The sequence below is a fragment of the Enterobacter cloacae complex sp. 370H10 genome, assembly GCF_050031535.1.
Classification (GTDB): Bacteria; Pseudomonadota; Gammaproteobacteria; order Enterobacterales; family Enterobacteriaceae; genus Enterobacter; species Enterobacter intestinihominis.
Genome location: NZ_JBLGWG010000001.1, coordinates 3,306,553 through 3,331,761, shown reverse-complemented (window position 1 = coordinate 3,331,761; position 25,209 = coordinate 3,306,553). Strand labels below are relative to the sequence as shown.

General features: G+C 55.8%; 29 protein-coding genes. 23 read left to right on the top strand and 6 right to left on the bottom strand.

Annotation, left to right across the window (positions count from 1 at the left end):
- Window positions 1-40: 40 nt before the first annotated feature.
- The gene (gene flk / locus ACQG2Q_RS16405) at window positions 41-1,045 is read right to left on the bottom strand and encodes a flagella biosynthesis regulator Flk (RefSeq protein ID WP_048965796.1); all 1,005 of its coding nucleotides are present in this window, start codon (window positions 1,043-1,045) and stop codon (window positions 41-43) included.
- A gap of 111 nt (window positions 1,046-1,156) precedes the next feature.
- On the opposite strand from flk, the gene pdxB reads away from it, so the two are divergent.
- The 15 genes from pdxB (at window position 1,157) to hisP (ending at window position 15,249) form a co-directional block, all read left to right on the top strand.
- Window positions 1,157-2,293 (top strand): 4-phosphoerythronate dehydrogenase PdxB, encoded by a 1,137-nt coding sequence (gene pdxB, locus ACQG2Q_RS16400; protein ID WP_023306650.1) that lies wholly within the window; start codon window positions 1,157-1,159, stop codon window positions 2,291-2,293.
- A 67-nt stretch (window positions 2,294-2,360) separates the two neighbouring features.
- On the top strand, window positions 2,361-3,374 hold the full coding sequence (locus ACQG2Q_RS16395) for an aspartate-semialdehyde dehydrogenase (protein WP_023306649.1): 1,014 nt from the start codon (window positions 2,361-2,363) through the stop codon (window positions 3,372-3,374).
- A complete protein-coding gene (truA, locus tag ACQG2Q_RS16390; RefSeq protein WP_001286071.1) occupies window positions 3,374-4,186 on the top strand; it encodes a tRNA pseudouridine(38-40) synthase TruA in 813 nt (270 codons plus the stop codon). Before ACQG2Q_RS16395 ends, truA begins: the two co-directional genes overlap by 1 nt.
- Window positions 4,187-4,214: 28 nt before the next feature.
- Window positions 4,215-4,874 (top strand): DedA family protein, encoded by a 660-nt coding sequence (locus ACQG2Q_RS16385; protein WP_006811410.1) that lies wholly within the window; start codon window positions 4,215-4,217, stop codon window positions 4,872-4,874.
- Between the two features lie 154 nt (window positions 4,875-5,028).
- Window positions 5,029-5,934: an acetyl-CoA carboxylase, carboxyltransferase subunit beta gene (gene accD / locus ACQG2Q_RS16380; RefSeq protein ID WP_022648854.1), complete on the top strand. Its 906-nt coding sequence runs from the start codon at window positions 5,029-5,031 to the stop codon at window positions 5,932-5,934.
- A 70-nt stretch (window positions 5,935-6,004) separates the two neighbouring features.
- Entirely contained in the window at window positions 6,005-7,273 is a 1,269-nt protein-coding gene (gene folC / locus ACQG2Q_RS16375) for a bifunctional tetrahydrofolate synthase/dihydrofolate synthase (protein ID WP_063849952.1), read from the top strand.
- Window positions 7,263-7,949 (top strand): cell division protein DedD, encoded by a 687-nt coding sequence (dedD, locus tag ACQG2Q_RS16370; protein ID WP_063150327.1) that lies wholly within the window; start codon window positions 7,263-7,265, stop codon window positions 7,947-7,949. The genes folC and dedD overlap by 11 nt, the downstream gene beginning before the upstream one ends.
- 253 nt (window positions 7,950-8,202) lie before the next feature.
- The gene (cvpA, locus tag ACQG2Q_RS16365) at window positions 8,203-8,691 is read left to right on the top strand and encodes a colicin V production protein (protein WP_000262116.1); all 489 of its coding nucleotides are present in this window, start codon (window positions 8,203-8,205) and stop codon (window positions 8,689-8,691) included.
- 33 nt (window positions 8,692-8,724) lie between these two features.
- Window positions 8,725-10,242 (top strand): amidophosphoribosyltransferase, encoded by a 1,518-nt coding sequence (purF, locus tag ACQG2Q_RS16360; protein ID WP_006811407.1) that lies wholly within the window; start codon window positions 8,725-8,727, stop codon window positions 10,240-10,242.
- An 89-nt stretch (window positions 10,243-10,331) separates the two neighbouring features.
- Window positions 10,332-10,901, top strand: coding sequence for a UbiX family flavin prenyltransferase (locus ACQG2Q_RS16355; protein WP_015572254.1), 570 nt, complete (start codon window positions 10,332-10,334; stop codon window positions 10,899-10,901).
- Window positions 10,902-11,191: 290 nt separating this feature from the next.
- A complete protein-coding gene (argT, locus tag ACQG2Q_RS16350) occupies window positions 11,192-11,974 on the top strand; it encodes a lysine/arginine/ornithine ABC transporter substrate-binding protein ArgT (RefSeq protein WP_015572255.1) in 783 nt (260 codons plus the stop codon).
- Window positions 11,975-12,198: 224 nt separating this feature from the next.
- Window positions 12,199-12,981: a histidine ABC transporter substrate-binding protein HisJ gene (gene hisJ / locus ACQG2Q_RS16345; protein ID WP_003861421.1), complete on the top strand. Its 783-nt coding sequence runs from the start codon at window positions 12,199-12,201 to the stop codon at window positions 12,979-12,981.
- An 88-nt stretch (window positions 12,982-13,069) separates the two neighbouring features.
- Window positions 13,070-13,756, top strand: coding sequence for a histidine ABC transporter permease HisQ (locus tag ACQG2Q_RS16340; RefSeq protein ID WP_006811404.1), 687 nt, complete (start codon window positions 13,070-13,072; stop codon window positions 13,754-13,756).
- Window positions 13,753-14,466, top strand: coding sequence for an ABC transporter permease (locus tag ACQG2Q_RS16335; protein ID WP_003861424.1), 714 nt, complete (start codon window positions 13,753-13,755; stop codon window positions 14,464-14,466). Before ACQG2Q_RS16340 ends, ACQG2Q_RS16335 begins: the two co-directional genes overlap by 4 nt.
- A 9-nt stretch (window positions 14,467-14,475) precedes the next feature.
- On the top strand, window positions 14,476-15,249 hold the full coding sequence (gene hisP / locus ACQG2Q_RS16330) for a histidine ABC transporter ATP-binding protein HisP (RefSeq protein WP_003861426.1): 774 nt from the start codon (window positions 14,476-14,478) through the stop codon (window positions 15,247-15,249).
- Window positions 15,250-15,389: 140 nt separating this feature from the next.
- Here the strand turns inward: hisP and ACQG2Q_RS16325 are convergent, their stop codons facing one another.
- The 4 genes from ACQG2Q_RS16325 to yfcG all read right to left on the bottom strand — a co-directional run bounded on the left by ACQG2Q_RS16325 (window position 15,390) and on the right by yfcG (window position 17,924).
- Window positions 15,390-15,899 (bottom strand): GNAT family N-acetyltransferase, encoded by a 510-nt coding sequence (locus ACQG2Q_RS16325; protein WP_038416458.1) that lies wholly within the window; start codon window positions 15,897-15,899, stop codon window positions 15,390-15,392.
- Between the two features lie 44 nt (window positions 15,900-15,943).
- A complete protein-coding gene (locus ACQG2Q_RS16320; RefSeq protein WP_023300635.1) occupies window positions 15,944-16,837 on the bottom strand; it encodes a TIGR01777 family oxidoreductase in 894 nt (297 codons plus the stop codon).
- A 13-nt stretch (window positions 16,838-16,850) separates the two neighbouring features.
- Window positions 16,851-17,219 (bottom strand): dihydroneopterin triphosphate 2'-epimerase, encoded by a 369-nt coding sequence (gene folX / locus ACQG2Q_RS16315; RefSeq protein ID WP_003861432.1) that lies wholly within the window; start codon window positions 17,217-17,219, stop codon window positions 16,851-16,853.
- Between the two features lie 75 nt (window positions 17,220-17,294).
- Entirely contained in the window at window positions 17,295-17,924 is a 630-nt protein-coding gene (yfcG, locus tag ACQG2Q_RS16310) for a GSH-dependent disulfide bond oxidoreductase (RefSeq protein ID WP_022648841.1), read from the bottom strand.
- A 140-nt stretch (window positions 17,925-18,064) separates the two neighbouring features.
- On the opposite strand from yfcG, the gene yfcF reads away from it, so the two are divergent.
- The 3 genes from yfcF to yfcD are packed head-to-tail and all read left to right on the top strand — an operon-like array spanning window position 18,065 to window position 19,939.
- Window positions 18,065-18,709: a glutathione transferase gene (gene yfcF / locus ACQG2Q_RS16305; protein ID WP_063849954.1), complete on the top strand. Its 645-nt coding sequence runs from the start codon at window positions 18,065-18,067 to the stop codon at window positions 18,707-18,709.
- Window positions 18,710-18,765: 56 nt separating this feature from the next.
- Window positions 18,766-19,317 carry a phosphodiesterase gene (yfcE, locus tag ACQG2Q_RS16300; RefSeq protein WP_023300633.1) on the top strand — a complete coding sequence of 184 codons (552 nt, stop codon included), beginning with the start codon at window positions 18,766-18,768 and terminating at the stop codon, window positions 19,315-19,317.
- 55 nt (window positions 19,318-19,372) lie between these two features.
- Entirely contained in the window at window positions 19,373-19,939 is a 567-nt protein-coding gene (gene yfcD, locus ACQG2Q_RS16295) for an NUDIX hydrolase YfcD (RefSeq protein ID WP_006811396.1), read from the top strand.
- 3 nt (window positions 19,940-19,942) lie between these two features.
- On the opposite strand, the gene ACQG2Q_RS16290 is transcribed toward yfcD, so the two are convergent.
- Window positions 19,943-20,962: a LacI family DNA-binding transcriptional regulator gene (locus tag ACQG2Q_RS16290; protein WP_003861441.1), complete on the bottom strand. Its 1,020-nt coding sequence runs from the start codon at window positions 20,960-20,962 to the stop codon at window positions 19,943-19,945.
- Window positions 20,963-21,198: 236 nt separating this feature from the next.
- Between ACQG2Q_RS16290 and ACQG2Q_RS16285 the strand changes: the two genes are divergently transcribed.
- From ACQG2Q_RS16285 to ACQG2Q_RS16265, 5 genes are all read left to right on the top strand, one after another.
- A complete protein-coding gene (locus ACQG2Q_RS16285) occupies window positions 21,199-21,642 on the top strand; it encodes a PTS sugar transporter subunit IIA (RefSeq protein ID WP_063849956.1) in 444 nt (147 codons plus the stop codon).
- Between the two features lie 79 nt (window positions 21,643-21,721).
- Entirely contained in the window at window positions 21,722-21,994 is a 273-nt protein-coding gene (locus ACQG2Q_RS16280; protein ID WP_003861447.1) for a PTS sugar transporter subunit IIB, read from the top strand.
- A 21-nt stretch (window positions 21,995-22,015) separates the two neighbouring features.
- The gene (locus ACQG2Q_RS16275; protein WP_017383437.1) at window positions 22,016-23,407 is read left to right on the top strand and encodes a PTS ascorbate transporter subunit IIC; all 1,392 of its coding nucleotides are present in this window, start codon (window positions 22,016-22,018) and stop codon (window positions 23,405-23,407) included.
- A complete protein-coding gene (locus tag ACQG2Q_RS16270; RefSeq protein WP_023300630.1) occupies window positions 23,404-24,234 on the top strand; it encodes a transketolase in 831 nt (276 codons plus the stop codon). Before ACQG2Q_RS16275 ends, ACQG2Q_RS16270 begins: the two co-directional genes overlap by 4 nt.
- Complete coding sequence (locus ACQG2Q_RS16265) at window positions 24,227-25,180, top strand: transketolase family protein (RefSeq protein ID WP_023306640.1); 954 nt, start codon at window positions 24,227-24,229, stop codon at window positions 25,178-25,180. Before ACQG2Q_RS16270 ends, ACQG2Q_RS16265 begins: the two co-directional genes overlap by 8 nt.
- The last annotated feature ends 29 nt before the right edge of the window (window positions 25,181-25,209 follow it).

Sequence of the window (25,209 nt, the reverse complement as noted above, 5' to 3'; positions counted from 1 at the left end):
AACCGTAGGCCGGGTAAGGCGTAGCCGCCACCCGGCAGTTTTAAGCAACCAGCCAGAAAATCGCCAGCGCAATCAGCAACGCGATAAACATCAATCCCGGACGGGCAGAAAGCGTCTTGAACGTGTCAACAACGGGGGCAAACAGCGGGTTGTAGATCGGCTGAATGTTTCTTACCTCCGGTACACCGCCTTCCCGCTCGGCGCGGCGAATGAAGATCTGATTCAGTAAATCCTGTACCTGCGCGGTGGTCAGCACGGTTTGCGGTGTCGCCTGCCAGCTCTGCTGGGCGTAATCCCGGATCATATCGAACTCGTGCGGTTCCAGCGGTTGTTTCAGTGCCGCCTGTACGCTGTGCAGGGTCGGAGCGCTCTGGGTGCTGAGCGTCTGACGCGCCTGGAGCCAGGTGACCAGATGGGTAAACTGTTTTGCCGGGATCATCTCGCCCGCTTTCACACCGGAAAGTTCCAGCATGGATTGCCAGATAAGCTTTGTCGGTTCGCCGGTGGCGGCAGCCAGCTTAGTGACCATCTGCTTGAGCGTATTATGCTCCGCAGGCTGCAATGGCCGTTCTGTAGACGGGCGCTGTTGCGGCTGCGGGATAGAAAGCTGATTGCTTTGCAGCAGGGTCAACACGGTTTTCAGCTGTTCCGGCGAAAGCTGGCTCAGGGCGGTATGACCGTATTGCTGACGGATAAAATCACTCACCGCCTGACGATTATTCCCCTGGCCCAACAGCTCGGTCAGCTGCGAGATAATCTGGCGGGTAGTATGTTGCTGCTGTGCGCTGGTAAGACGCTGGTTCAGGTTTTGTTCGGCGGCAGGGAAATGGCGCGACTGTAGCGGCGCATCGTTTCTGACGCCCAAATCGTGCTTAACGCCGGCCCATACCTCTGCGTTTTGCTGTGAGGTCAACGCAATAAGACGCGTGATAAGACGCTCCAGTACGGTGCGTTGCTGCGTGGAGAGTGGTTGTTCGCCTGGCGTGTTGGGCGTTACGGGGCCTTCACCCGGAGGGCGCGGAGGCGTACCTGAAATGGGCTGCATCGTCAAAAATCCTTAAAGTCAAACTCTGCGTAACCGGGCGGAGATATATGCCCGGCGGCGAGATTATGGCACACTTGGCAGGTTTACTTCCTCTCAAACAGGTACTCAGACGTGAAAATCCTCGTTGATGAAAATATGCCTTACGCCCGTGAGCTGTTCAGCCGCCTGGGTGAGGTTAAGGCTGTCCCTGGTCGCCCGATTCCGGTCAGCGAACTGGACGATGCAGACGCCCTGATGGTGCGCTCGGTGACCAAAGTAAATGAGGCGCTGCTCACCGGCAAAGGGGTTAAATTTGTCGGGACGGCAACGGCCGGGACCGATCATGTGGATGACCAGTGGCTTAAGCAGGCGGGGATTGGTTTTTCCGCGGCACCAGGCTGTAACGCCATTGCCGTCGTGGAATATGTATTCTCCTCGCTATTGATGCTGGCCGAGCGCGATGGTTTTGCGCTGAAAGACCGCACCGTCGGGATTGTGGGTGTGGGCAACGTGGGCGGACGTCTGCAAAAGCGTCTGGAAGCCTGGGGCATCCGCACTCTGCTGTGCGATCCGCCGCGTAAGGATAACGGCGATGAGGGCGATTTCCGCACGCTGGATGAGCTGGTCGACGAGTGCGACGTCATCACCTTCCATACGCCGCTCTTTAAAGAAGGGCCGTACAAGACTCTGCACCTGGCCGACGAAAAGCTGATCCGCCGTCTGAAGGCTGGCACTATTCTGATAAATGCCTGCCGGGGACCGGTGGTGGATAACGCGGCGCTGCTGACATGTCTCGACGAGGGACAAGATCTTAGCGTCGTACTGGACGTCTGGGAGCCAGAGCCGGATCTCAACGTCGCATTGCTGAATAAGGTGGACGTGGGTACCGCACATATCGCGGGTTATACCCTTGAAGGCAAAGCGCGTGGCACAACCCAGGTGTTTGAGGCTTACAGCGCCTTTATCGGCCATCCGCAGCAGGTCGCGCTGGATACGCTGCTGCCTGCCCCGGAATTTGGTCGCATTACCCTTCATGGACCGCTGGATGAGGCAACGCTGAAAAGACTGGTGCATTTGGTGTATGATGTGCGCCGCGATGACGCGCTGCTGCGTAAAGTGGCGGGTATTCCGGGTGAGTTTGACAAGCTGCGCAAAAATTACCTTGAGCGCCGCGAGTGGTCCTCCCTGTATGTGATGTGCGATGACGCCCCCGCGGCGGCGCTGTTGCATCAGCTGGGATTTAACGCCGTTCACCACCCGGCACGTTAATGTCTTCTTAATGCTCCCTGTCGGATATTCCGGCAGGGACGCTTTTTTATTTCTGGAGTAAACCACCATGTCTGAAGGCTGGAACATTGCCATTTTGGGTGCCACTGGCGCCGTGGGCGAAGCCCTGCTTGAAACCCTTGCTGAGCGTCAGTTCCCGGTGGGCGACATTTACGCGCTGGCGCGTACCGACAGCGCAGGAGAACATCTGCGTTTCGGCGGGAAATCCGTGATGGTGCAGGATGCCGCCGCGTTTGACTGGACACAGGCTCAGCTGGCGTTTTTTGCCGCAGGTGCGGAAGCTACGGCATCCTACATTGAAGAAGCGACCAATTCAGGCTGTCTGGTGATCGACCTGAGCGGCCTGTTCTCCCTGGAGCCGGATGTGCCGCTGGTGGTGCCGGACGTCAACCCGTTTGTGCTGGCTGACTACCGCAACCGCAATATCATTGCAGTACCGAACAGCCTCACCAGCCAGCTGCTGACCGCGCTGAAGCCGCTGATCGACGACGGTGGCCTGTCGCGTATTTCCGTGACCAGCCTGCTGTCAGCCTCCGCTAACGGCAAAAAAGCCGTAGACGCACTGGCAGGGCAGAGCGCGAAGCTGCTGAACGGTATCCCGATCGACGAAGATGATTTCTTTGGCCGCCAGCTGGCGTTCAACATGCTGCCGCTGCTGCCGGATCGTGAAGGTTCGGTGCGGGAAGAGCGTCGTATCGTCGATGAAGCACGCAAAATTCTGCAGGATGACGGTCTGATGATCTCCGCGAACGTCGTGCAGTCTCCGGTCTTTTACGGCCACGCGCAGATGGTCGGGTTTGAAGCCCTGCGTCCGCTGGCGGCTGAAGAAGCCCGCGACGCGTTTGGCCGCGGAGAGGACCTTGTCCTGTCCGAAGAGAGTGAATTCCCGACGCAGGTGGGCGACGCTACCGGCAGCGCGCATCTCTCTGTGGGCTGCGTGCGTAACGATTACGGTATGCCTGAGCAGGTGCAGTTCTGGTCCGTTGCCGACAACGTGCGTTTTGGCGGCGCGCTGATGGCGGTCAAAATCGCGGAAAAACTGGTGCAGGAGTATCTGTACTGATGTCAGATGTGGAACAAAAGCCGGTCCACAGAATTGCCCTCGGCATTGAATACGATGGCAGTAAATACTATGGCTGGCAGCGGCAGAATGAGGTGCGCAGCGTCCAGGAGAAGCTGGAGAAAGCGCTCTCTCAGGTGGCGAATGAACCGATAAGCGTCTTCTGTGCGGGCCGCACCGATGCCGGCGTTCACGGCACGGGGCAGGTGGTGCATTTTGACACCACCGCCGTGCGCAAAGACGCGGCCTGGACGCTGGGTGTAAATGCGAATTTGCCTGGTGACATTGCCGTGCGTTGGGTGAAAGCTGTGCCGGATGATTTTCACGCGCGTTTCAGCGCGACGGCGCGGCGCTACCGTTATGTCATCTACAACCAGCGCCTGCGTCCGGCGGTGTTAAGCCAGGGCGTGACGCATTTTTATGAACCGCTGGATGCAGAACGTATGCAGCGTGCGGCGCAGTGTCTGATTGGAGAGAATGATTTTACGTCGTTTCGTGCGGTGCAGTGTCAGTCCCGTACGCCGTGGCGTAACGTCATGCACATTAACGTCAGTCGTTATGGCGCGTATGTGGTGGTGGATATCAAAGCCAATGCCTTTGTACATCATATGGTGCGGAATATTGTAGGCAGCCTGATGGAAGTGGGCGCCGGACACCAGCCGGAGAGCTGGATTGCAGAACTGCTGGCAGCGAAGGACAGAACGCTTGCGGCAGCAACGGCGAAAGCGGAAGGTCTGTATCTGGTTTCGGTGGATTATCCGGACCGGTTCGACCTGCCAAAACCGCCAATGGGCCCGCTGTTTTTAGCGGACTAAACAAAGGCGCAATTAGGGCTTAGACAATATGGACGTAATACGTTTTCTGATTGATTTCATCCTGCACATTGATGTTCACCTGGCGGAGCTGGTCGCGCAGTACGGCGTCTGGGTATACGCCATTCTGTTCCTCATTCTGTTCTGTGAAACCGGCCTTGTAGTTACGCCGTTCCTGCCGGGAGATTCACTGCTGTTCGTGGCGGGCGCGTTATCCGCACTGCCAACGAATGACCTGAATGTCCATCTGATGGTCGTCCTGATGATCATCGCCGCGATTATTGGTGATGCGGTCAACTACACTATCGGGCGGGTGTTTGGCGAGCGGTTGTTCAGTAATCCGGACTCGAAGATTTTCCGCCGCAGTTATTTAGATAAGACCCATGCATTCTATGAGCGCCATGGCGGTAAAACCATTATCCTTGCCCGTTTTGTGCCTATTGTGCGCACATTTGCACCGTTTGTGGCGGGAATGGGTCACATGTCCTATCGTCATTTTGCCATGTACAACGTGGTGGGCGCGCTGCTGTGGGTACTGCTGTTTACCTATGCGGGCTACCTGTTTGGCGATCTGCCGGTGGTTCAGGAAAACCTTAAGTTACTGATTGTAGCGATTATTGTGCTTTCCGTTCTGCCGGGTGTGATCGAAATTATTCGTCACAAACGCGCGGCGGCAAAACAAGCGAAGTAAATGCACGCTGGCGGTTCGACCACTTTTTTATCCAAAGTTTCGGGCTGTTATGTTTTAATGTGCAACATTCATGGTCTGTTGGAGGCAAAAATGGCATTATTCGCCTCTTACAGCAAAACTGGCATACGACCAGGTTCAGGCAGAAAGGTTATCAATGAGCTGGATTGAACGAATTAAAAGCAACATTACCCCAACGCGTAAAGCGAGCATTCCTGAAGGGGTATGGACGAAGTGTGATAGCTGCGGCCAGGTTCTGTATCGCGCAGAGCTGGAACGCAATCTTGAGGTGTGTCCGAAGTGTGACCACCATATGCGTATGTCGGCGCGCAACCGCCTGCATAGCCTGCTGGACGAAGGTTCTCTGGTAGAACTGGGCAGCGAACTGGAGCCAAAAGATGTGCTTAAGTTCCGCGACTCCAAAAAATACAAAGATCGTCTGGCCTCTGCACAGAAAGAGACCGGCGAGAAAGACGCGCTGATCGTCATGAAAGGCACCCTGCATGAGATGCCGGTGGTTGCCGCCGCGTTTGAGTTCGCCTTTATGGGCGGCTCAATGGGCTCTGTGGTTGGTGCGCGTTTCGTGCGTGCCGTTGAGCAGGCGCTGGAAGACAACTGCCCGCTGATCTGCTTCTCCGCCTCCGGTGGCGCACGAATGCAGGAAGCGCTGATGTCCCTGATGCAGATGGCGAAAACCTCTGCCGCGCTGGCGAAAATGCAGGAGCGCGGTCTGCCGTACATCTCGGTACTGACCGACCCAACCATGGGCGGCGTTTCTGCAAGCTTCGCGATGCTGGGCGACCTGAACATCGCTGAGCCAAAAGCGCTGATCGGCTTTGCCGGTCCTCGCGTTATCGAGCAGACCGTACGTGAGAAACTGCCGCCGGGCTTCCAGCGCAGTGAGTTCCTCATTGAGAAGGGTGCTATCGACATGATCGTCCGCCGCCCGGAGATGCGCCTCAAACTGGCAAGCGTCCTGGCGAAGCTGATGAATCTGCCGTCGCCGAGCCCGGACGAGCCGCGCGAAGGCGTGGTGGTACCGGATCAGGAACCCGAGGCCTGATAACTGAAAAGGGCAGGGCCAAATGGCGCTGCCCTTTTGCTTTCTAAACCGTTAATGACAACCGGGCATCATGGAAAATAAAAGCATTCCTCAAGCCACGTCGCCCCTGGCCGCGTGGCTTTCTTATCTGGAAAACCTGCACAGTAAAACTATCGACATGGGCCTTGAGCGCGTAAGCCAGGTTGCCGCGCGCCTTGACGTGCTGAAACCTGCGCCTTTCGTGTTTACCGTGGCTGGCACTAACGGTAAAGGCACCACCTGCCGCACGCTGGAATCTGTCCTGATGGCAGCCGGTTATAAGGTAGGCGTTTACAGCTCGCCGCATCTGGTGCGCTACACCGAGCGCGTGCGGGTGCAAAACACCGAGCTGGCCGAATCGGCCCATACGGCGTCGTTTGCCGCTATCGAAGCCGCGCGCGGCGATACCTCATTAACCTATTTCGAATACGGCACCCTGTCGGCGCTGTGGCTGTTTAAGCAGGCGCAGCTGGACGTGGTGATCCTGGAAGTGGGGCTGGGCGGGCGTCTGGATGCCACAAATATGGTAGATGCGGATGTCGCCGTCATCACCAGCATCGCGCTGGATCACACCGACTGGCTGGGGCCCGACCGCGAAAGCATTGGCCGTGAGAAGGCCGGTATTTTCCGGGCCAATAAGCCTGCCGTGGTTGGCGAACCGGACATGCCGCATACCATCGCTGAAGTGGCGAAAGAGAAGGGGGCTCGACTGCTGCGTCGCGGCGTGGACTGGCAGAATGAGGTGCAGGACAACGGCTGGCGCTTCAGCGACGCGCAGGGCGTGCTGGAGAATCTGCCGCTGCCGCAGGTGCCACAGCCTAACGCGGCGACTGCGCTGGCAGCCCTGCGCGCCAGCGGATTAGCGGTAAGCGAGCAGGCAATCCGCGATGGCATTCAGAACGCACTGTTACCGGGACGTTTTCAGATTGTGAGTGAGTCACCGCGTCTGATTCTGGATGTTGCACATAACCCGCATGCGGCGGCGTACCTCGCAGGACGTCTCAAATCGTTACCAAAAACCGGGCGCGTGCTGGCGGTTATCGGTATGCTTCATGATAAAGATATCGGCGGCACGCTGGCCTGCATGGAGAGTGTGGTCGATAGCTGGTATTGTGCTCCTCTGGAAGGGCCGCGCGGCGCGACTGCTGAGCAGTTGATGGAACATCTCGGCAAAGGCGAAATCTACAGCAGTGTGGTTTCGGCCTGGCGTGCCGCGATGGCGGAGGCTAAACCAGAAGATACCGTGCTGGTGTGTGGGTCATTCCACACGGTGGCACATGTCATGGAAGTGATGGACGCGGGGAGAACCGGTGGCGAGTAAGTTTCAGAACCGTTTAACAGGAACCATTGTGCTGGTCGCGCTCGGGGTGATTATTCTCCCGGGATTGCTCGACGGGCAGAAAAAGCATTACCAGGATGAATTTGCGGCCATTCCGCTGGTACCCAAACCGGGCGATCGCGACGAGCCCGATATGCTGCCAGCGGCAACGCAGGCGCTGCCAGCCCAGCCGCCTGAAGGCGCAGCGGAAGAGGTGCGCGCAGGTGATGCAGCCGCACCGTCTCTTGACCCGTCGCGTCTGGCGACGAACAATAACATCGAGATTGATCCGGTGCCGGTAGAACAGCCTAAGCCTGTTGAGAAGCCGAAACCGGTGGAGAAGCCGCAGCCGAAACCGCAGCGGGATAAAGCGGCCGAGCAACTGGCAGCCGCTTCAGAAACGCCACCGCCGGCGAAACAGGACGCGGCCCCTACCGGCAAAGCCTATGTCGTTCAGCTCGGTGCATTGAAAAATGCAGATAAGGTCAATGAGATTGTGAGTAAACTGCGCGGCGCGGGATACCGTGTTTATACTTCACCCACCACGCCGGTACAGGGTAAAATTACCCGTATCCTCGTGGGGCCGGATGCGTCTAAAGATAAGCTCAAAGGTTCGCTTGGCGAGCTGAAGCAAATCTCCGGCCTGAGCGGTGTGGTGATGAACTTCAGCGCAAACTGACAGAAATTACCCCCTCACCCTAACCCTCTCCCCAAAGGGGCGAGGGGATGGTTTGCTCCCTCTCCCTTGAGGGAGAGGGCCGGGGTGAGGGGGGGCAGACGTTCACAGAAACGTCAAAGGTGCGGTGGCGTTGAGCATTTTTTCAGCGCCTTTTTTATTTACGCGTGGGAAGGAAATCCCTACGCAAACGTTTTCTTTTTCTGTTAGAATTCGCCCCGAACTGGATGACAGGGCGTTTAATCGTGGGACACATATGGTCTGGATTGATTACGCCATCATTGCGGTGATTGGTTTTTCCTGTCTGGTTAGCCTGATCCGTGGCTTTGTTCGTGAAGCGTTATCGCTGGTAACCTGGGGTTGTGCTTTCTTTGTTGCCAGTCATTACTACACTTACCTGTCTGTCTGGTTCACGGGCTTTGAAGATGAACTGGTCCGAAACGGAATCGCCATCGCGGTGCTGTTTATCGCGACGCTGATTGTCGGCGCTATCGTCAATTACGTGATAGGTCAGCTGGTCGAGAAAACCGGTCTGTCAGGAACGGACAGGGTGCTCGGCATCTGTTTCGGCGCGTTGCGAGGCGTGCTCATTGTGGCCGCGATCCTGTTCTTCCTGGATACCTTTACCGGGTTCTCCAAAAGTGAAGACTGGCAAAAATCGCAGCTCATTCCGGAGTTCAGCTTCATCATCAGATGGTTCTTTGACTATCTGCAAAGCTCGTCGAGTTTCTTGCCCAGGGCATAAACCCTGAGATGTGGCTTAACGAGGAAAAGACGAATGTGCGGTATTGTCGGTATCGCCGGTTTCATGCCGGTAAACCAGTCGATTTATGACGCGTTAACGGTGCTTCAGCACCGTGGGCAGGATGCTGCGGGTATCATCACCATTGATGCAAACAACTGCTTCCGTTTACGCAAGGCGAATGGCCTGGTAAACGATGTGTTTGAAGCCCGCCATATGCAGCGTCTGCAAGGTAATATGGGGATCGGTCACGTTCGTTATCCTACTGCTGGCAGTTCCAGCGCCTCTGAGGCTCAGCCTTTTTACGTTAACTCCCCGTATGGCATCACGCTTGCCCACAATGGCAATCTGACCAATGCCCACGAGCTGCGTAAAAAGCTGTTCGAAGAGAAACGTCGCCACATTAACACCACCTCTGATTCTGAAATCCTGCTCAATATCTTTGCCAGCGAGCTGGATAACTTCCGCCATTATCCGCTGGAAGCAGACAACATTTTTGCCGCCGTTGCCGCGACTAACCGCCTGATCCGTGGCGCGTACGCTTGCGTAGCGATGATCATCGGTCACGGCATGGTGGCCTTCCGCGATCCAAACGGCATTCGCCCGCTGGTGCTCGGCAAACGAGACCTCGGCGATGGCCGTTCCGAGTACATGGTTGCCTCCGAAAGCGTGGCGCTGGACACTCTGGGCTTCGAATTCCTGCGTGATGTCGCGCCAGGCGAAGCGGTCTACATCACTGAGAAGGGCCAGCTGTTTACCCGTCAGTGCGCCGACAACCCGGTGAGCAACCCGTGCCTGTTCGAATACGTTTACTTCGCGCGTCCGGACTCGTTCATCGACAAGATTTCCGTTTACAGCGCGCGCGTCAACATGGGGACGAAGCTGGGCGAGAAGATTGCCCGCGAGTGGGACGATCTCGACATCGACGTCGTGATCCCAATCCCTGAAACCTCTTGTGATATCGCGCTGGAAATTGCCCGTATTCTGGACAAGCCGTACCGTCAGGGCTTCGTGAAAAACCGCTACGTTGGCCGCACCTTTATCATGCCGGGCCAGCAACTGCGTCGTAAGTCCGTACGTCGTAAGCTAAACGCTAACCGTGCCGAGTTCCGCGACAAGAATGTGCTGCTGGTGGACGACTCCATTGTGCGCGGCACGACGTCTGAGCAGATCATCGAGATGGCGCGTGAGGCCGGGGCGAAGAAAGTATATCTCGCCTCCGCAGCGCCGGAAATTCGCTTCCCGAACGTGTATGGCATTGATATGCCAACCGCTAATGAGCTGATTGCTCACGGTCGTGAAGTGGATGAGATTCGCCAGATCATCGGGGCCGACGGCCTGATTTTCCAGGATCTGAACGATCTGATCGACGCGGTGCGCGCCGAGAACCCGGATATTCAGCAGTTCGAATGCTCGGTATTCAATGGGATCTACGTGACAAAAGACGTAGACCAGCAGTATCTCGACTACCTTGATTCTCTGCGTAACGACGATGCGAAAGCCGTCCAGCTGCAAAACGATCTCGAAAGCTTAGAGATGCACAACGAAGGTTAATGCTCCGGCAAGTGAGGGGGCTCGCCCTCACTTGCAACTCCCCGTAAAATCCTGCACAGTCAGCCCTGAAATCAGCAAGGGCAAAAATCATGAAACGACTCATTGTAGGGATCAGCGGTGCCAGCGGCGCGATTTATGGCGTCCGGCTGTTACAGGTGCTGCGTGACGTTGCAGGCGTAGAAACCCATCTGGTGATGAGCCAGGCGGCGCGTCAGACCCTCTCTCTTGAAACCGATCTCTCTCTGCGCGACGTTCAGGCGCTGGCTGATGTTGTCCACGATGCCCGCGATATCGCCGCCAGCATCTCTTCGGGCTCGTTTAAAACGGCCGGCATGGTTATTTTGCCCTGTTCGATTAAAACCCTCTCCGGTATCGTAAACAGCTATACCGACACGCTGGTGACGCGTGCGGCGGACGTGGTGCTGAAAGAGCGTCGTCCTCTGGTGCTCTGCGTGCGGGAAACGCCGCTGCACCTGGGACATCTGCGTTTAATGACGCAGGCAGCCGAACTGGGAGCTGTGATAATGCCGCCGGTCCCCGCGTTCTATCATCGTCCGCAAACGCTGGACGATGTCATCAACCAGACCGTTAACCGCGTGCTGGATCAGTTCGATATAGACCTGCCGGAAGATCTCTTTACCCGCTGGCAGGGGGCGTGAGGCTGTGCACAAACAAGGTGCATGAAATGACTGTTTGCCCTGTTTCAGGGCAAAACTGCAACCGCGATCATATCCTCGACATTTAATTCGCTTTTTCCCTTTTTCTCTTTCCGGTTCGTTCGGCAGACCTGCTATCTTTCACCATTAAGGCAGTATCGCAACGTTTTATTAACATATTTAACGTCGTAGTTTTAACCCGACGACAATGTGGCATAAGACCTGCAAGAGCAGCCTGCAACACAACACACAACATAAACCATAATAAAATCACGGTTCTTGAGGGTAAATGTATGAAGAAGACGGTTCTGGCTCTGTCTTTGCTCGTGGGCTTGAGTGCAGCAGCAAGTAGCTATGCAGCGCTACCACAGACAGTTCGTATCGGTACAGACGCAACCTACGCGCCATTCTCCTCCAAGGATGCGAAAGGCGATTTCGTGGGGTTTGATATCGATCTGGGAAATGAGATGTGCAAACGCATGGAAGTGAAATGCACATGGGTGGGCAGTGACTTTGACGCGCTGATCCCGTCGCTGAAAGCCAAGAAAATCGACGCTATTATCTCTTCTCTCTCCATCACGGAAAAACGTCAGCAGGAGATCGCCTTCTCTGAGAAGCTCTACGCTGCCGATTCACGTCTGATTGCCGCGAAAGGTTCCCCAATCCAGCCGACCATCGACTCGCTGAAAGGTAAGCATGTTGGCGTGCTTCAGGGCTCAACCCAGGAAGGCTACGCGAACGCCAACTGGCGCGAGAAGGGCGTCGATGTGGTCGCCTACCAGAACCAGGATCTGATCTACTCTGACCTGGCGGCAGGCCGTCTGGATGCCGCGTTTCAGGATGAAGTCGCCGCGAGCGAAGGCTTCCTGAAGCAGCCTGCGGGTAAAGAGTACGCCTTTGCTGGCCCGTCAGTTAAAGATAAAAAATACTTTGGCGACGGCACCGGTATTGGCCTGCGTAAGGATGATACCGAGCTGAAAGCCGCCTTCGACAAAGCGTTTAACGAGCTGCGTAAAGACGGTACCTACGACAAACTGGCGAAGAAATACTTCGATTTTAACGTCTACGGTGATTAATGCCTGAACGGGATGCACTGATGTGGTGCATCTTTAGGGGAAGTGTTCCAGTATGGTGCAAGCAATGCACCATATTGGACCGCCGTGTGCATAGTTAAGCATTTTAAATGCAAAAATTCCCGTTCAGAGGCATTAATCTTTGCCTGAGTGAGGGGATTAATGGCACATTAACGGCACCCCGTAGTCGTAAAATCTCGTATTTAGACAGTTTGTTGAGGACAGATATGAAAAAACTGGTGTTGTCACTTTCTCTGGTACTGGCCTTTTCCAGCGCCACCGCAGCATTCGCAGCCATTCCGCAGAAAATTCGTATTGGGACTGACCCAACCTACGCGCCTTTCGAATCGAAAAATGCGAAGGGGGAACTGGTCGGTTTTGACATCGATCTGGCTAACGAGCTGTGCAAACGCATTAAAGCGCAATGTACCTACGTTGAAAACCCGCTGGACGCGCTAATCCCGTCCCTGAAAGCGAAAAAAATTGACGTGATCATGTCCTCCCTGTCTATCACCGAAAAACGTCAGCAGGAGATTGCCTTCACGGACAAACTCTACGCGGCTGACTCACGTCTGGTGGTGGCGAAATCCTCTGACATTCAGCCAACCCTTGAATCTCTGAAGGGCAAACGCGTGGGCGTGTTGCAGGGTACGACGCAGGAAACCTACGGTAACGAGCACTGGGCGCCAAAGGGGATTGAAATTGTCTCTTACCAGGGTCAGGAAAACATCTACGCAGACCTGACGGCAGGCCGTATTGACGCGGCATTCCAGGATGAAGTGGCGGCAAGCGAAGGCTTCCTGAAACAGCCTGTGGGTAAAGATTACAAGTTCGGCGGTCCGTCCATTAAGGACGAAAAACTCTTTGGCGTTGGCACCGGTATGGGCCTGCGGAAAGAAGACAACGAACTTCGTGAAGCCCTGAACAAAGCGTTCGCCGAGATGCGCGCGGACGGCACTTACGACAAGCTGGCGAAAAAGTACTTCGATTTTAATGTTTACGGCGGCTAATCGCCCCGTCTGATAACGTGCGGCCCCTCCCGTTGCGGGAGGGGAAAAGACACGGTTCCACCACTCACGAGACGACAGGGCACGCGGTATGCTGTACGGATTTTCTGGCGTTATTTTACAGGGCGCGCTTGTCACCCTTGAGCTGGCTATCAGCTCCGTGGTGCTGGCGGTGCTGATAGGCCTGGCGGGCGCGGGGGCAAAGTTATCCGCCAACAGACCGCTGGCGCTGATATTTGAAGGCTATACCACGCTGATTCGCGGCGTGCCTGACCTGGTGCTGATGCTGCTGATCTTTTATGGCCTGCAAATCGCACTTAACGGCGTCACGGATGCCATCGGCATGGATCAGATCGATATCGACCCGATGGTGGCCGGTATTATTACCCTTGGTTTTATCTACGGTGCTTATTTCACTGAGACCTTTCGCGGCGCTTACATGGCCGTGCCGAAAGGGCACATTGAAGCGGCGACCGCCTACGGTTTTACCTCCTCACAAACGTTTCGCCGGATCATGTTCCCGGCCATGATGCGCTACGCGCTGCCGGGCATCGGTAACAACTGGCAGGTTATTCTCAAGGCAACGGCGCTGGTCTCCCTGCTGGGTCTGGAAGATGTGGTGAAGGCCACGCAGCTGGCGGGTAAAAGTACCTGGGAACCGTTCTATTTTGCGGTGGTCTGCGGCGTAATCTATCTGGTCTTTACGACCGTCTCCAATGGTGTGCTGCTTCTGCTCGAACGTCGCTACTCCGTGGGTGTGAAGAGGGCTGACCTGTGATTGAGATTATTCAGGAGTACTGGAAATCCCTGCTGTGGACGGATGGCTACCGCTTTACTGGCGTGGCGATCACGCTGTGGCTGCTGATCTCCTCGGTGGTCATGGGCGGCATTCTGGCGGTGTTTCTCGCCATTGGCCGCGTGTCGAACAATAAATTTATCCAGTTTCCGATCTGGCTGTTCACCTACGTGTTTCGCGGTACGCCGCTGTACGTGCAGCTGCTGGTGTTCTATTCCGGAATGTACACGCTGGAGATCGTGAAAGGCACCGAGATGCTGAACGCGTTCTTCCGCAGCGGTCTGAACTGTACGGTGCTGGCGCTGACCCTCAATACTTGCGCCTATACCACCGAGATCTTCGCCGGGGCCATCCGTTCTGTGCCGCACGGTGAGATCGAGGCGGCGCGCGCGTACGGCTTCTCGTCCGTGAAGCTCTACCGCTGTATTATTCTGCCTTCGGCGCTGCGTATTGCGCTGCCGGCCTACAGCAACGAAGTGATTTTAATGCTGCATTCGACGGCACTGGCGTTTACCGCCACGGTACCTGATCTGTTAAAGATTGCCCGCGATATTAACTCTGCCACCTACCAGCCGTTTACGGCGTTTGGTATTGCGGCAGTGCTCTATTTGATCATTTCTTACGTCCTGATCAGCCTGTTCCGTAAGGCTGAAAAACGCTGGTTGCAGCATATAAAACCGTCGACGCACTGAGAATTTATGATGGCTGAGAACAAATTAAACGTAATTGATTTGCACAAGCGCTACGGCGAACATGAAGTGCTGAAAGGGGTGTCGCTGGAGGCTAACGCGGGCGACGTGATCAGTATTATCGGCTCATCAGGTTCAGGTAAAAGTACCTTCCTGCGCTGCATCAACTTCCTCGAAAAGCCGAGCGAAGGATCGATTGTGGTGAGCGGACAGAACATCAACATGGTCCGTGATAAAGACGGTCAGCTTAAAGTGGCGGATAAAAATCAGCTGCGCCTGCTGCGTACGCGTCTGACAATGGTATTCCAGCACTTCAATCTCTGGAGCCACATGACGGTGCTGGAGAACGTGATGGAAGCGCCGGTTCAGGTGCTCGGCTTAAGCAAGCAGGAAGCCCGCGAGCGTGCGGTGAAATACCTGGCGAAAGTGGGGATCGACGAGCGGCAGCAGATCAAATATCCGGTGCACCTGTCAGGGGGACAGCAGCAGCGTGTTTCCATCGCCCGCGCGCTGGCGATGGAGCCGGAAGTATTGCTGTTTGACGAACCGACTTCCGCGCTGGATCCGGAACTCGTTGGCGAAGTGCTGCGCATCATGCAGAAGCTGGCGGAAGAGGGCAAAACGATGGTGGTGGTGACGCACGAGATGGGCTTCGCCCGTAACGTTTCTAACCACGTTATCTTCCTGCATCAGGGCAAGATTGAGGAGCAGGGGCATCCGGACGAAGTGCTGGCGAACCCGCAAAGCCCGCGTTTGCAGCAGTTCCTGAAAGGCTCGTTGAAGTAATCTTTCGCCTTTCTCCCTCTCCCTGTGGGAGAGGGACGGGGTGAGGGCATCAGCCCCAGAGCCGCCCAATTGCCCGGTGGCGCTTCGCTTTCCGGGCCTACAAAAACCGTAGGCCGGGCAAACGCAGTGTCGCCCGGCATTCAGACCGCACCACACTCCAGCCGATACACCCAGTCGTCATACCGTACGCCGTTAATCTCGTACGCCTTCTCCAGTACCTGCGTGCGCACAAAACCTGCTTTCTCAAGAACCCGCACCGACCCAACGTTATCCGCCAGCACGTACGCGTTTATCGCCTTCACGCCCGTCTGGTTAAATGCATACTCACACACCGCCCGCAGCGCCTCGCTGGCAATGCCTTTTCCCTGCGCGTCAGGCACAACCGTGTAGCCAATATCCGCCTCTTCACGGTTCGCCGCACTGATTTGCAGGCCGATATCCCCGAGCGGCGTAACGTCGTTATGCAGACGGATCACAAAGACATGCTCCGCCATCAGGCGCGCGGCAAATACGCGGCGCGTCTCTTTTTCAGGCATGATAGCGGCCATATAGCGCATGATGTTGGGGTCTTCGCGCAGAGAGCGAAAGAACGCCCAGTCAGAAGGTTCGAAAGGGGTGAGGTGAAGCCGGGTTGTGGTGATGGTTGCCATAGTTACGCCATATCATCCAGAGATGGCGTATAACTCTAACATATTCACTGCACCACATCCCCCAGCGCCTCTTCCAGGTCATACCAGCGGAACGTAAATCCGGCCGCTTCCAGCCGTTTTGGCAGCGCGCGCTGGCCGCCCAGCACCAGCACCGAAGATTCGCCCATCAACAGCCGAATCGCCGTCGCAGGCACGCGCAGTACCGCCGGGCGATGCAGGGCATGACCCAGGGCGTGAGCAAACTGTTCATTACGTACGGGGTAGGGAGATACCATGTTAAACGGCCCGCGCAGGTCGTTATCCAGCAGCCAGAGAATACCGTTGACCATATCGTCGATATGGATCCACGCCAGATACTGACGACCGTTGCCGATGGGCCCGCCAAGCCCCATTTTAAACGGCGGCAACATTTTACCGAGAATACCGCCTTTCGGAGCAAGCACCACGCCGGTGCGCAGCAGGCAGACGCGGGTGTTATCGCTCTGCGCCCCGCAGGCGATACGCTCCCACTGGGCGCAGAGTTTATGGGTAAACTCGTTGTGCGGCGGCTCTTCTTCGGTCACCACCACTTCACCAAGATCGCCATAGTAGCCTGTTGCAGAGCCGGAAATCAGCACCGAGGGCGGCATCTCGCTGTTACGAATCAGCTCAACCAGCCTTTCGGTCATGTTCCAGCGGCTGCTGCATAAACGCTGTTTTTGCTCTTCGGTCCAGCGTTTATCAGCGATAGGCTCGCCTGCGAGGTTGATGACGGCGTCAAAGCCGTTCAGATCCTGCCGTTCCGCCAGGCCTTTCCAGATCTCAACGCCGGTGCCCAGCACCTGGCGCGCTTTCTCCGGGCTGCGCGTGACCACGGTAATGTCGTGATGCAACGCCTGCAAACGTGGAATGAGATGGCGACCAATCAGCCCCGTACCGCCGGTGAGCAGGATCTTCATACAACCTCCAGGTTTACGCCTGGCGCTGCCAGCTTAACGTCATGGAGACGGAGTCGGCGTAGCGCAGGGCGTGAAGTTTATCGATCTCCACTTCAGCATAAGTGACCCAGTGGTGTTCGCGTGCGATGTCGAGCACATCCTGAGTTAATTTTTCCAGTAGCGCAAAACGGTTGTTCTCAACGTACTGGATGATGCTTTTGGTGATCGTGCGATAGTTCAGCGCGTCATTGATGTCCTCGCTGGCGCGCGCCTTGTCTGCCGGGTAATGGATCACGACATTCACCACGATATCCTGGCGATTCGCGATCTCCTCCTCTTTGATACCAATGAATGTGCGTAAGCGTAGGTTTTTTATACGAATAATAGCGTCATGCTGGGACATTGCAGGTCTTCTCCGTGTCAGTATTTTTACCTCATCATACATGAGGAGAACACCTGCACCCAACGGGGCACAGGCTCAAATCTGATGGATTTTTTGCATGGCGCGTTCGGTTGCCGGGCGGGTCCGGATGCGCTCAAACCAGTTGTTAACCGCCGGATAAGTGGCCAGGTCGATCCGGTGGCGTTCATGGGTGTTGATCCACGGCCAGCAGGCGATATCTGCGATGCTGTAATGCTCACCTCCCAGCCACGGTGATTTTTCCAGCCGACGGTTCAGGACCCCGTACAGGCGCTGGGTTTCGACCTGATATCGCTCAATGGCGTAAGGGATCGTCTGCGGCGCATAGGCGGTAAAGTGATGATTCTGCCCCAGCATCGGCCCCAGGCCGCTCGACTGCCAGAATAACCATTGCAGCGTGTGATGACGCTCGCGCAACTCCCCGCTCAGAAGCTTGCCGGTTTTCTCCGCCAGATAAAGCAGTATCTCTCCGGATTCAAACAGGCTTAGCGGTTTTCCGCCGTCTGAAGGCAAGTTATCAATGATGGCCGGAATTTTATTGTTGGGCGAGATGGCCAGAAAAACGGGGCGGAACTGATCGCCTTTGCTGATATCCACGCGAATGATCCGGTAGTCCAGTTCGGCTTCTTCAAGAAAGAGGGTGATCTTATGGCCATTAGGGGTGGGGGCATAATAGAGATCTATCATTCTCAACTCCTGTCAGTGCGAATAGTGTTGCCATGAAAAATCAGTATAGGTGCTTGTTGTAAATCGTGAGTTTTCATCAAGTGACAGCGAGGCAAAGAGATTATATGTTGAGTGAAAACCGATCAGCCGATGAGGATGTTATGAGCCAGCCTGTAATAACGTTGTGGTCCGATGCGAACTTTTTATCTCCTTATGTCATGAGCGTTTATGTGGCGCTGGCAGAAAAGGGGCTAACTTTTAGTCTGAAAACCGTTGACCTGGACAGCGGCGAACATCTGAAGCCTCAGTGGCAGGGCTACGCGCTCACCCGCCGTGTCCCTGTGCTGGAGATTGACGGTTTTGAGTTGAGTGAATCCTCAGCGATTGACGAGTACCTTGAAGACCGCTTTGCCCCACCAGAGTGGGAACGCATCTATCCTCACGATCTGCAAAAGCGCGCCCGCGCCCGCCAGATCCAGGCGTGGCTGCGTAGCGACCTGGTGCCGATTCGCACAGAACGCTCCACGGACGTGGTGTTCGCTGGCGTCAAAAAGCCCGCCCTCAGCGAGGAAGGCTTATCCAGCGCCCGGAAGCTGATTGATACCGCGTCATCGCTGCTGTCACAGGGTAACCCAAACCTGTTTGGCGAGTGGTGTATTGCCGACACCGATCTGGCGCTGATGCTCAATCGCCTTATCCTCAACGGCGATGACGTCCCACAGCTACTGGTGGATTACGCCACATTCCAGTGGCAACGCGCGTCGGTACAGCGCTATCTGGCACTCTCTGCTAAGCGCGCGGGCTGATAAGACGGGGCGCTTGAGGTATGATAGGGGCAGTCTGAATTCCCGAGGAGTAACTGATGAAACTGATGTTTGCGTCGGATATTCATGGATCGCTGCCCGCGACCGAACGCGTGCTTTCTCTGTTCGCCCAAAGCGGGGCGCAATGGCTGGTGATCCTGGGCGATGTGTTAAACCACGGCCCACGCAATGCGTTGCCGGAAGGCTATGCTCCCGCGCAGGTGGCGGAAAAACTTAATCATTTTGCCTCGCGCATTATCGCCGTTCGCGGCAACTGCGACAGCGAAGTTGACCAGATGCTGCTGCAATTTCCCATCACCGCTCCCTGGCAACAGGTGTTGATGGAAAACAGCCGTTTGTTCCTGACCCACGGGCACCTGTTCGGCCCGGATAACCTGCCGTCACTCGCCGCTGGCGATGTCCTGGTTTATGGTCATACTCATATTCCGGTGGCGGAAAAACGCGGGGCGTTTTACCACTTTAACCCCGGGTCTGTCAGCATTCCTAAAGGCGGTAACCCGGCAAGCTACGGCATGTATGAAGACGGGACATTAAGCGTTATCGCACTTAATGATCAGCAAGTTATTGCGCAGATAGCGATTAATCCGTAAGTTACACCACAACTGCAAACGCGCCGAAAGAGCGCTTAGACGAGAAGGTTTCCCGATGGTGGAGCAGAATCATTTGGCAAGTACTGAGTGGGTTGACATTGTCAGCGAAGAGAATGAAGTGATCGCGCAGGCCAGCCGCGAACAAATGCGTGCGGAGCGTCTGCGTCACCGCGCGACTTACATCGTTGTTCATGACGGCATGGGCAAGATTCTGGTCCAGCGTCGCACCGACACCAAAGATTTTCTTCCTGGTATGCTGGATGCCACAGCGGGTGGCGTCGTGCAGGCCGATGAAGTATTGCTGGATTCCGCGCGTCGTGAAGCGGAAGAAGAGTTAGGTATCGCTGGCGTGCCGTTTGCCGAGCACGGACAGTTTTATTTCGAAGATGAGCATTGTCGCGTCTGGGGCGGGCTGTTTAGCTGCGTTTCCCACGGACCTTTCGCCTTGCAGGAAGAGGAAGTGAGCGAAGTGTGCTGGATGACGCCGGAAGAGATCACCGCGCGTTGCGACGAATTCACGCCGGATTCCCTTAAAGCACTGGCGCTGTGGATGACCCGCAACGCCAAAAACGAATCCGCTAAACCGGAAAATAAGGCGGAAAAAGAGGAAGAGGCTGAGTAAGCCTTAACAGCTTTCCCGCAGACACAGGCTGGACGCGATGGGTTTATGGTCGCGCCAGTCTCCGTCATTCAGACGTTCCAGTAACGCTTTCCCGGCTTCAATCCCAATCTTGCGATGCGGTACTGCCATCGTCGTCAGCGGCGGCTGACAGACGCGGCTGACGTCGCTGTCGCCAAAGCCCACGACCGCTAAATCGTCCGGCACCTTGATGCGCCGACGCTGGCACTCATACAGCGCGCCGCAGGCCAGTTCATCTGACACGCACACCAGCGCATCCAGCTCCGGCCACGCCAGCAGGAACTCTGGCAATTGTGCCGCACCGGTGGAGAAGTTCGGCGGCATGGCGGCATTAATCACTCTATTTGGCGCCAGGTGGTGGCGCAGCATCGCCTTGTACCAGCCCTGCAAATGCTGCTGAAAAATCCACTGCTCCTGGTTAGCGCACAGCAGGCCGATATTCTGATAGCCGCGCTGAATCACCATTTCGGTAAGTTCATACATGGCGGCGACGTTATCAATCCCGATATTCATATCAATAGGATCGGCACGCATTGCACCCATTTCCATCACCGGGATAGAGGCGTTTTTTAGCCAGTGTCGCACGGTATCGGAGTGCTCGACGCTGAGCAGTATCGCCGCGGCGATGTTCGAGGCCAGCAGCGTTTCAAGCAGTTTCTCTTCCTGTTCAAGACGATGCTGAGATTCCGCCAGCATAATCTGATATCCGGCTGGCTGGAGCACCTGCTGTAGCCCGGCGAACATCTCGGAACAGCCAGCTTCGGAAAGATTGGGTACTACCATCGCAATCGTCCATGACGATGCCGATGCCAGTGCGCTGGCGGCAAGATTGGGCATGTAACCCAGCTCCTGCACCGCGGCTTCAATTTTTTCACGCAGTTTATCGGAAACCTGTTCGGGCGTGCGGAGGGCACGGGAAACAGTCATCGTGCCTACGCCGGCAAGCTGCGCGACATCCGCGAGCGTTACTTTTCCGGTACTGCGCCGTTTTCGGGTTAAAGACATACATCTTCCTGCTGACAGGACGCGATTTAGTTTCATCCTTCATTTTACGTGACAGGCAGTATACGCCTTAAATCCCTTTTTTTGCTGTGATTTCGCACCAGGATAGCAATTTGATAGCGCTATCACAGTTCTGCATGTTAGTAGTTGGTAGCGCTATCTTTGTGATCGCGATCGCAGTCATTAATTGATGGGTTGAATAGAGTTTGCCCATGTCTGGTCTTAAGCGGGAGTGAAAAATGCTCAAAAAGTGGATATATGATACAACCATCATCCTAAAGGATAGCGTTGAAAGCTGGCCCCAGGCGCTGGAACTGTGCGCGAAACCGCTGCTGGATTTGCAGGTCATTGCGCCGGAATATGTCACGGCTATCATTGAGCAGCATCACAGGTTAGGTCCCTACTATGTGCTGGCTCCTGGGCTGGCAATGCCACATGCGCGACCGGAAGAAGGGGCGAAAGGACTTGGCCTGTCATTATTAAAACTGAAACAGGGCGTCTCATTTGGTGCTGGTGAGTTTGACCCCGTCGATGTGATTGCGATGCTGGCGGCGCCGGACAAACATAGCCATATCGAAATGATCTCCGCCTTAGCAGAATTATTTTCCAGCGACGAAGATATAGCTGAATTACATCGGGCGAATACGCTGGAGGAGATAAAAACCGTCATCAATCGCTTCTGATTTAATTATTTAATCCGATTCATCTCAACATTACGCGTCAGCGTGATGGGGCGTACTCTACTCAAAAAAGGGGATAACAATGAAAATTATGGCTATTTGCGGCTCCGGCCTGGGCAGCAGTTTTATGGTCGAAATGAATATTAAAAAGGTGCTCAAAAAACTGGAAATTGAGGCAGAGGTTGAACACTCCGATCTCTCCTCGGCCACGCCTGGCGCGGCGGACCTGTTTGTGATGGCGAAAGACATTGCCGCCAGCGCCAGCGTGCCGGAAAGCCAGCTGGTGGTGATCAACAATATTATCGATATCAACGAACTCGAAGCGCAGCTGCGCGCCTGGTTCGAAAGACAATAATCCTGAAAAGGCGAGGTGGATATGTTTATCCTTGAAACGCTGAATTTCGTTGTTGATATTTTAAAAGTCCCTTCCGTCCTGGTCGGGTTAATTGCCCTGATTGGTCTGGTGGCGCAGAAAAAAGCCTTTTCAGATGTGGTAAAAGGCACAATTAAAACCATTCTCGGCTTTATTGTACTGGGCGGCGGCGCAACCGTGCTGGTGGGCTCTTTAAATCCGCTCGGCGGTATGTTTGAGCACGCCTTTAATATTCAGGGCATTATTCCCAACAATGAAGCTATTGTGTCAATTGCCCTGGAAAAATATGGTGCCTCCACCGCGCTCATTATGGCTTTCGGGATGGTGGCGAATATTATTGTCGCGCGCTTTACCCGCCTGAAGTACATCTTCCTGACCGGGCATCACACCTTCTACATGGCGTGCATGATTGGCGTGATCCTGACGGTCGCAGGCTTCGAAGGGGTAGGGCTGGTCTTCACCGGTTCGTTGATCCTCGGCCTGATTATGGCCTTCTTCCCGGCGATTGCGCAGCGCTATATGAAGCGTATTACCGGCAACGATGAGATTGCCTTCGGTCATTTCGGCACGCTGGGCTACGTGTTGTCCGGCTGGATTGGCAGCAAGGTCGGTAAAGGCTCGCGCTCCACCGAAGAGATGAACCTGCCGAAGAACCTCAGCTTCCTGCGCGACAGTTCGATCTCCATCTCACTGACCATGATGATTATCTACCTGATTATGGCGGTGAGCGCCGGGCGTGAGTACGTGGAGGCCACCTTCAGCGGCGGCCAGAACTACCTGGTGTACGCCATCATTATGGCCATCACCTTCGCGGCAGGCGTGTTTATCATCTTGCAGGGCGTGCGCCTGATTCTGGCGGAAATTGTCCCGGCCTTTACCGGCTTCTCGGAAAAACTGGTGCCCAATGCGCGACCTGCGCTGGACTGCCCGGTGGTCTACCCGTATGCGCCAAACGCGGTGCTGATTGGCTTCCTGTTCAGCTTCCTCGGCGGGATTGTAGGCTTGTTCATCTGCGGTCAGTTTAGCTGGGTGCTGATCCTGCCGGGCGTCGTGCCGCATTTCTTCACCGGTGCAACGGCGGGCGTGTTTGGGAACGCCACCGGCGGACGTCGCGGGGCGATGATTGGCGCCTTTGCTAACGGCCTGCTGATCACCTTCCTGCCGGTCCTGCTGCTGCCTGTTCTGGGCGCGATTGGCTTTGCGAATACGACCTTCTCGGACGCCGACTTTGGCGCCGTCGGGATTGTGCTCGGCAACCTGGCGCGCTTCCTGTCGCCGCTTGCCATCACCGGACTGGTTGTTGTGTTGTTTGCGCTGCTGGTGGCCTACAACGTCTTCGCTAAAAACAAACCTGCCAGCGGTAACGCGCAGGAAAACCCCGGAGCCAAATCATGAATGAAAATGAAATAACCGAACTGGCGCGTCAGATCCGCCTTGAGACGCTGAAATCCCTGACGCAGCTGGGTTTTGGTCACTACGGCGGCAGCATGTCAGTCGTTGAAACACTGGCCGTTCTGTACGGCGCGGTAATGAAAATTGACCCGGCCGATCCGGACTGGCCAGAGCGCGATTACTTTGTGCTGTCGAAGGGACATGCGGGCCCGGCGCTGTACAGCACGCTGGCGATTAAGGGTTACTTCCCGATTGAAGAGCTGAGCACGCTAAACCAGAACGGAACGCGTCTGCCAAGCCACCCGGATCGCCTGAAAACACGCGGCGTGGATGCCACCACCGGATCGCTGGGGCAGGGGATCTCCATTGCAGGCGGCATGGCGCTGTCGCACAAGCTGGCAGAAAGGCCAAACCGGGTGTTTTGCATCGTTGGCGACGGGGAGCTGAACGAAGGGCAGTGCTGGGAAGCCTTCCAGTTTATTGCTCACCATCGACTGAACAATCTGACGGTGTTCGTGGACTGGAACAAACAGCAGCTCGACGGCGAGCTGGACGAAATCATCAGCGCCTTCGATCTGGAAGGCAAATTCCGGGCCTTTGGTTTTGACGTGGTGACGGTGAAAGGGGACGACATTCCGGCGCTGCTGGAGGTGACCGCGCCGATCCCTGCGACCGATGCGCGTCCGCGGGTGGTGATCCTCGACAGCATCAAAGGGCAGGGGGTGCCATACCTGGAACAGCTCAGCAACTCGCATCACCTGCGATTAACTGAGGAGAGCAAAGCGGCGCTCAACGAGACGATTCGCCAACTGGAGGCTTCACATGATTAAGGTTGCACCGACAGGACAGAAAGATTCGGTTGAGATGCGTAAGGTCTATGCGGGTTTTGTGGCAAAACAGATTGAGGCCGGGAGCGAGATTATTGCGCTCGAAGCGGATCTGATGAGTTCGATGGCGATGGACGGCGTAGCGCGTGATTATCCACAGCACGTCATCAACTGCGGCATTATGGAGGCCAACGTGATTGGGACGGCCGCCGGGCTGTCGCTCACCGGACGTAAGCCGTTCGTCCATACCTTTACCGCCTTTGCCAGCCGTCGCTGCTTCGACCAGCTGTTTATGTCCCTGGACTACCAGCGCAATAACGTGAAGGTGATTGCCTCGGATGCGGGCGTGACGGCCTGCCACAACGGCGGGACGCATATGTCGTTTGAGGATATGGGCATCGTGCGCGGTCTGGCGCATTCAGTGGTGCTGGAGGTGACCGATGCGGTGATGTTCGAAGATGTGCTGCGTCAGCTTATCGACCTGGAAGGCTTCTACTGGGTGCGGACCATCCGTAAACAGGCGCCGAGCGTCTATGCCCCGGGGTCAACCTTCACCATCGGCAAGGGCAACGTGCTGCGCGAGGGAACCGATATTACCCTGATTGCTAACGGCATTATGGTGGCGGAAGCGCTGGAGGCGGCGCGCCAGCTGGAGCAGGAGGGGGTAAGCGCAGCGGTCATCGACATGTTTACCCTGAAGCCTATAGATCGGATGCTGGTGAAAAATTATGCCGAGAAAACCAGGCGTATTGTGACCTGCGAAAACCACAGCATTCACAACGGGCTGGGGTCGGCGGTGGCGGAAGTGCTGGTGGAAACCTGTCCGGTGCCGATGCGGCGGGTTGGGGTGAAGGAGCGTTACGGTCAGGTAGGCACGCAGGACTTCCTGCAGAAGGAGTATGGCCTGACGGCACATGACATTGTGTCGGCGGCACGAGAGTTGCTGTAATAAAAAAGGCGACCGTTGAATGGTCGCCT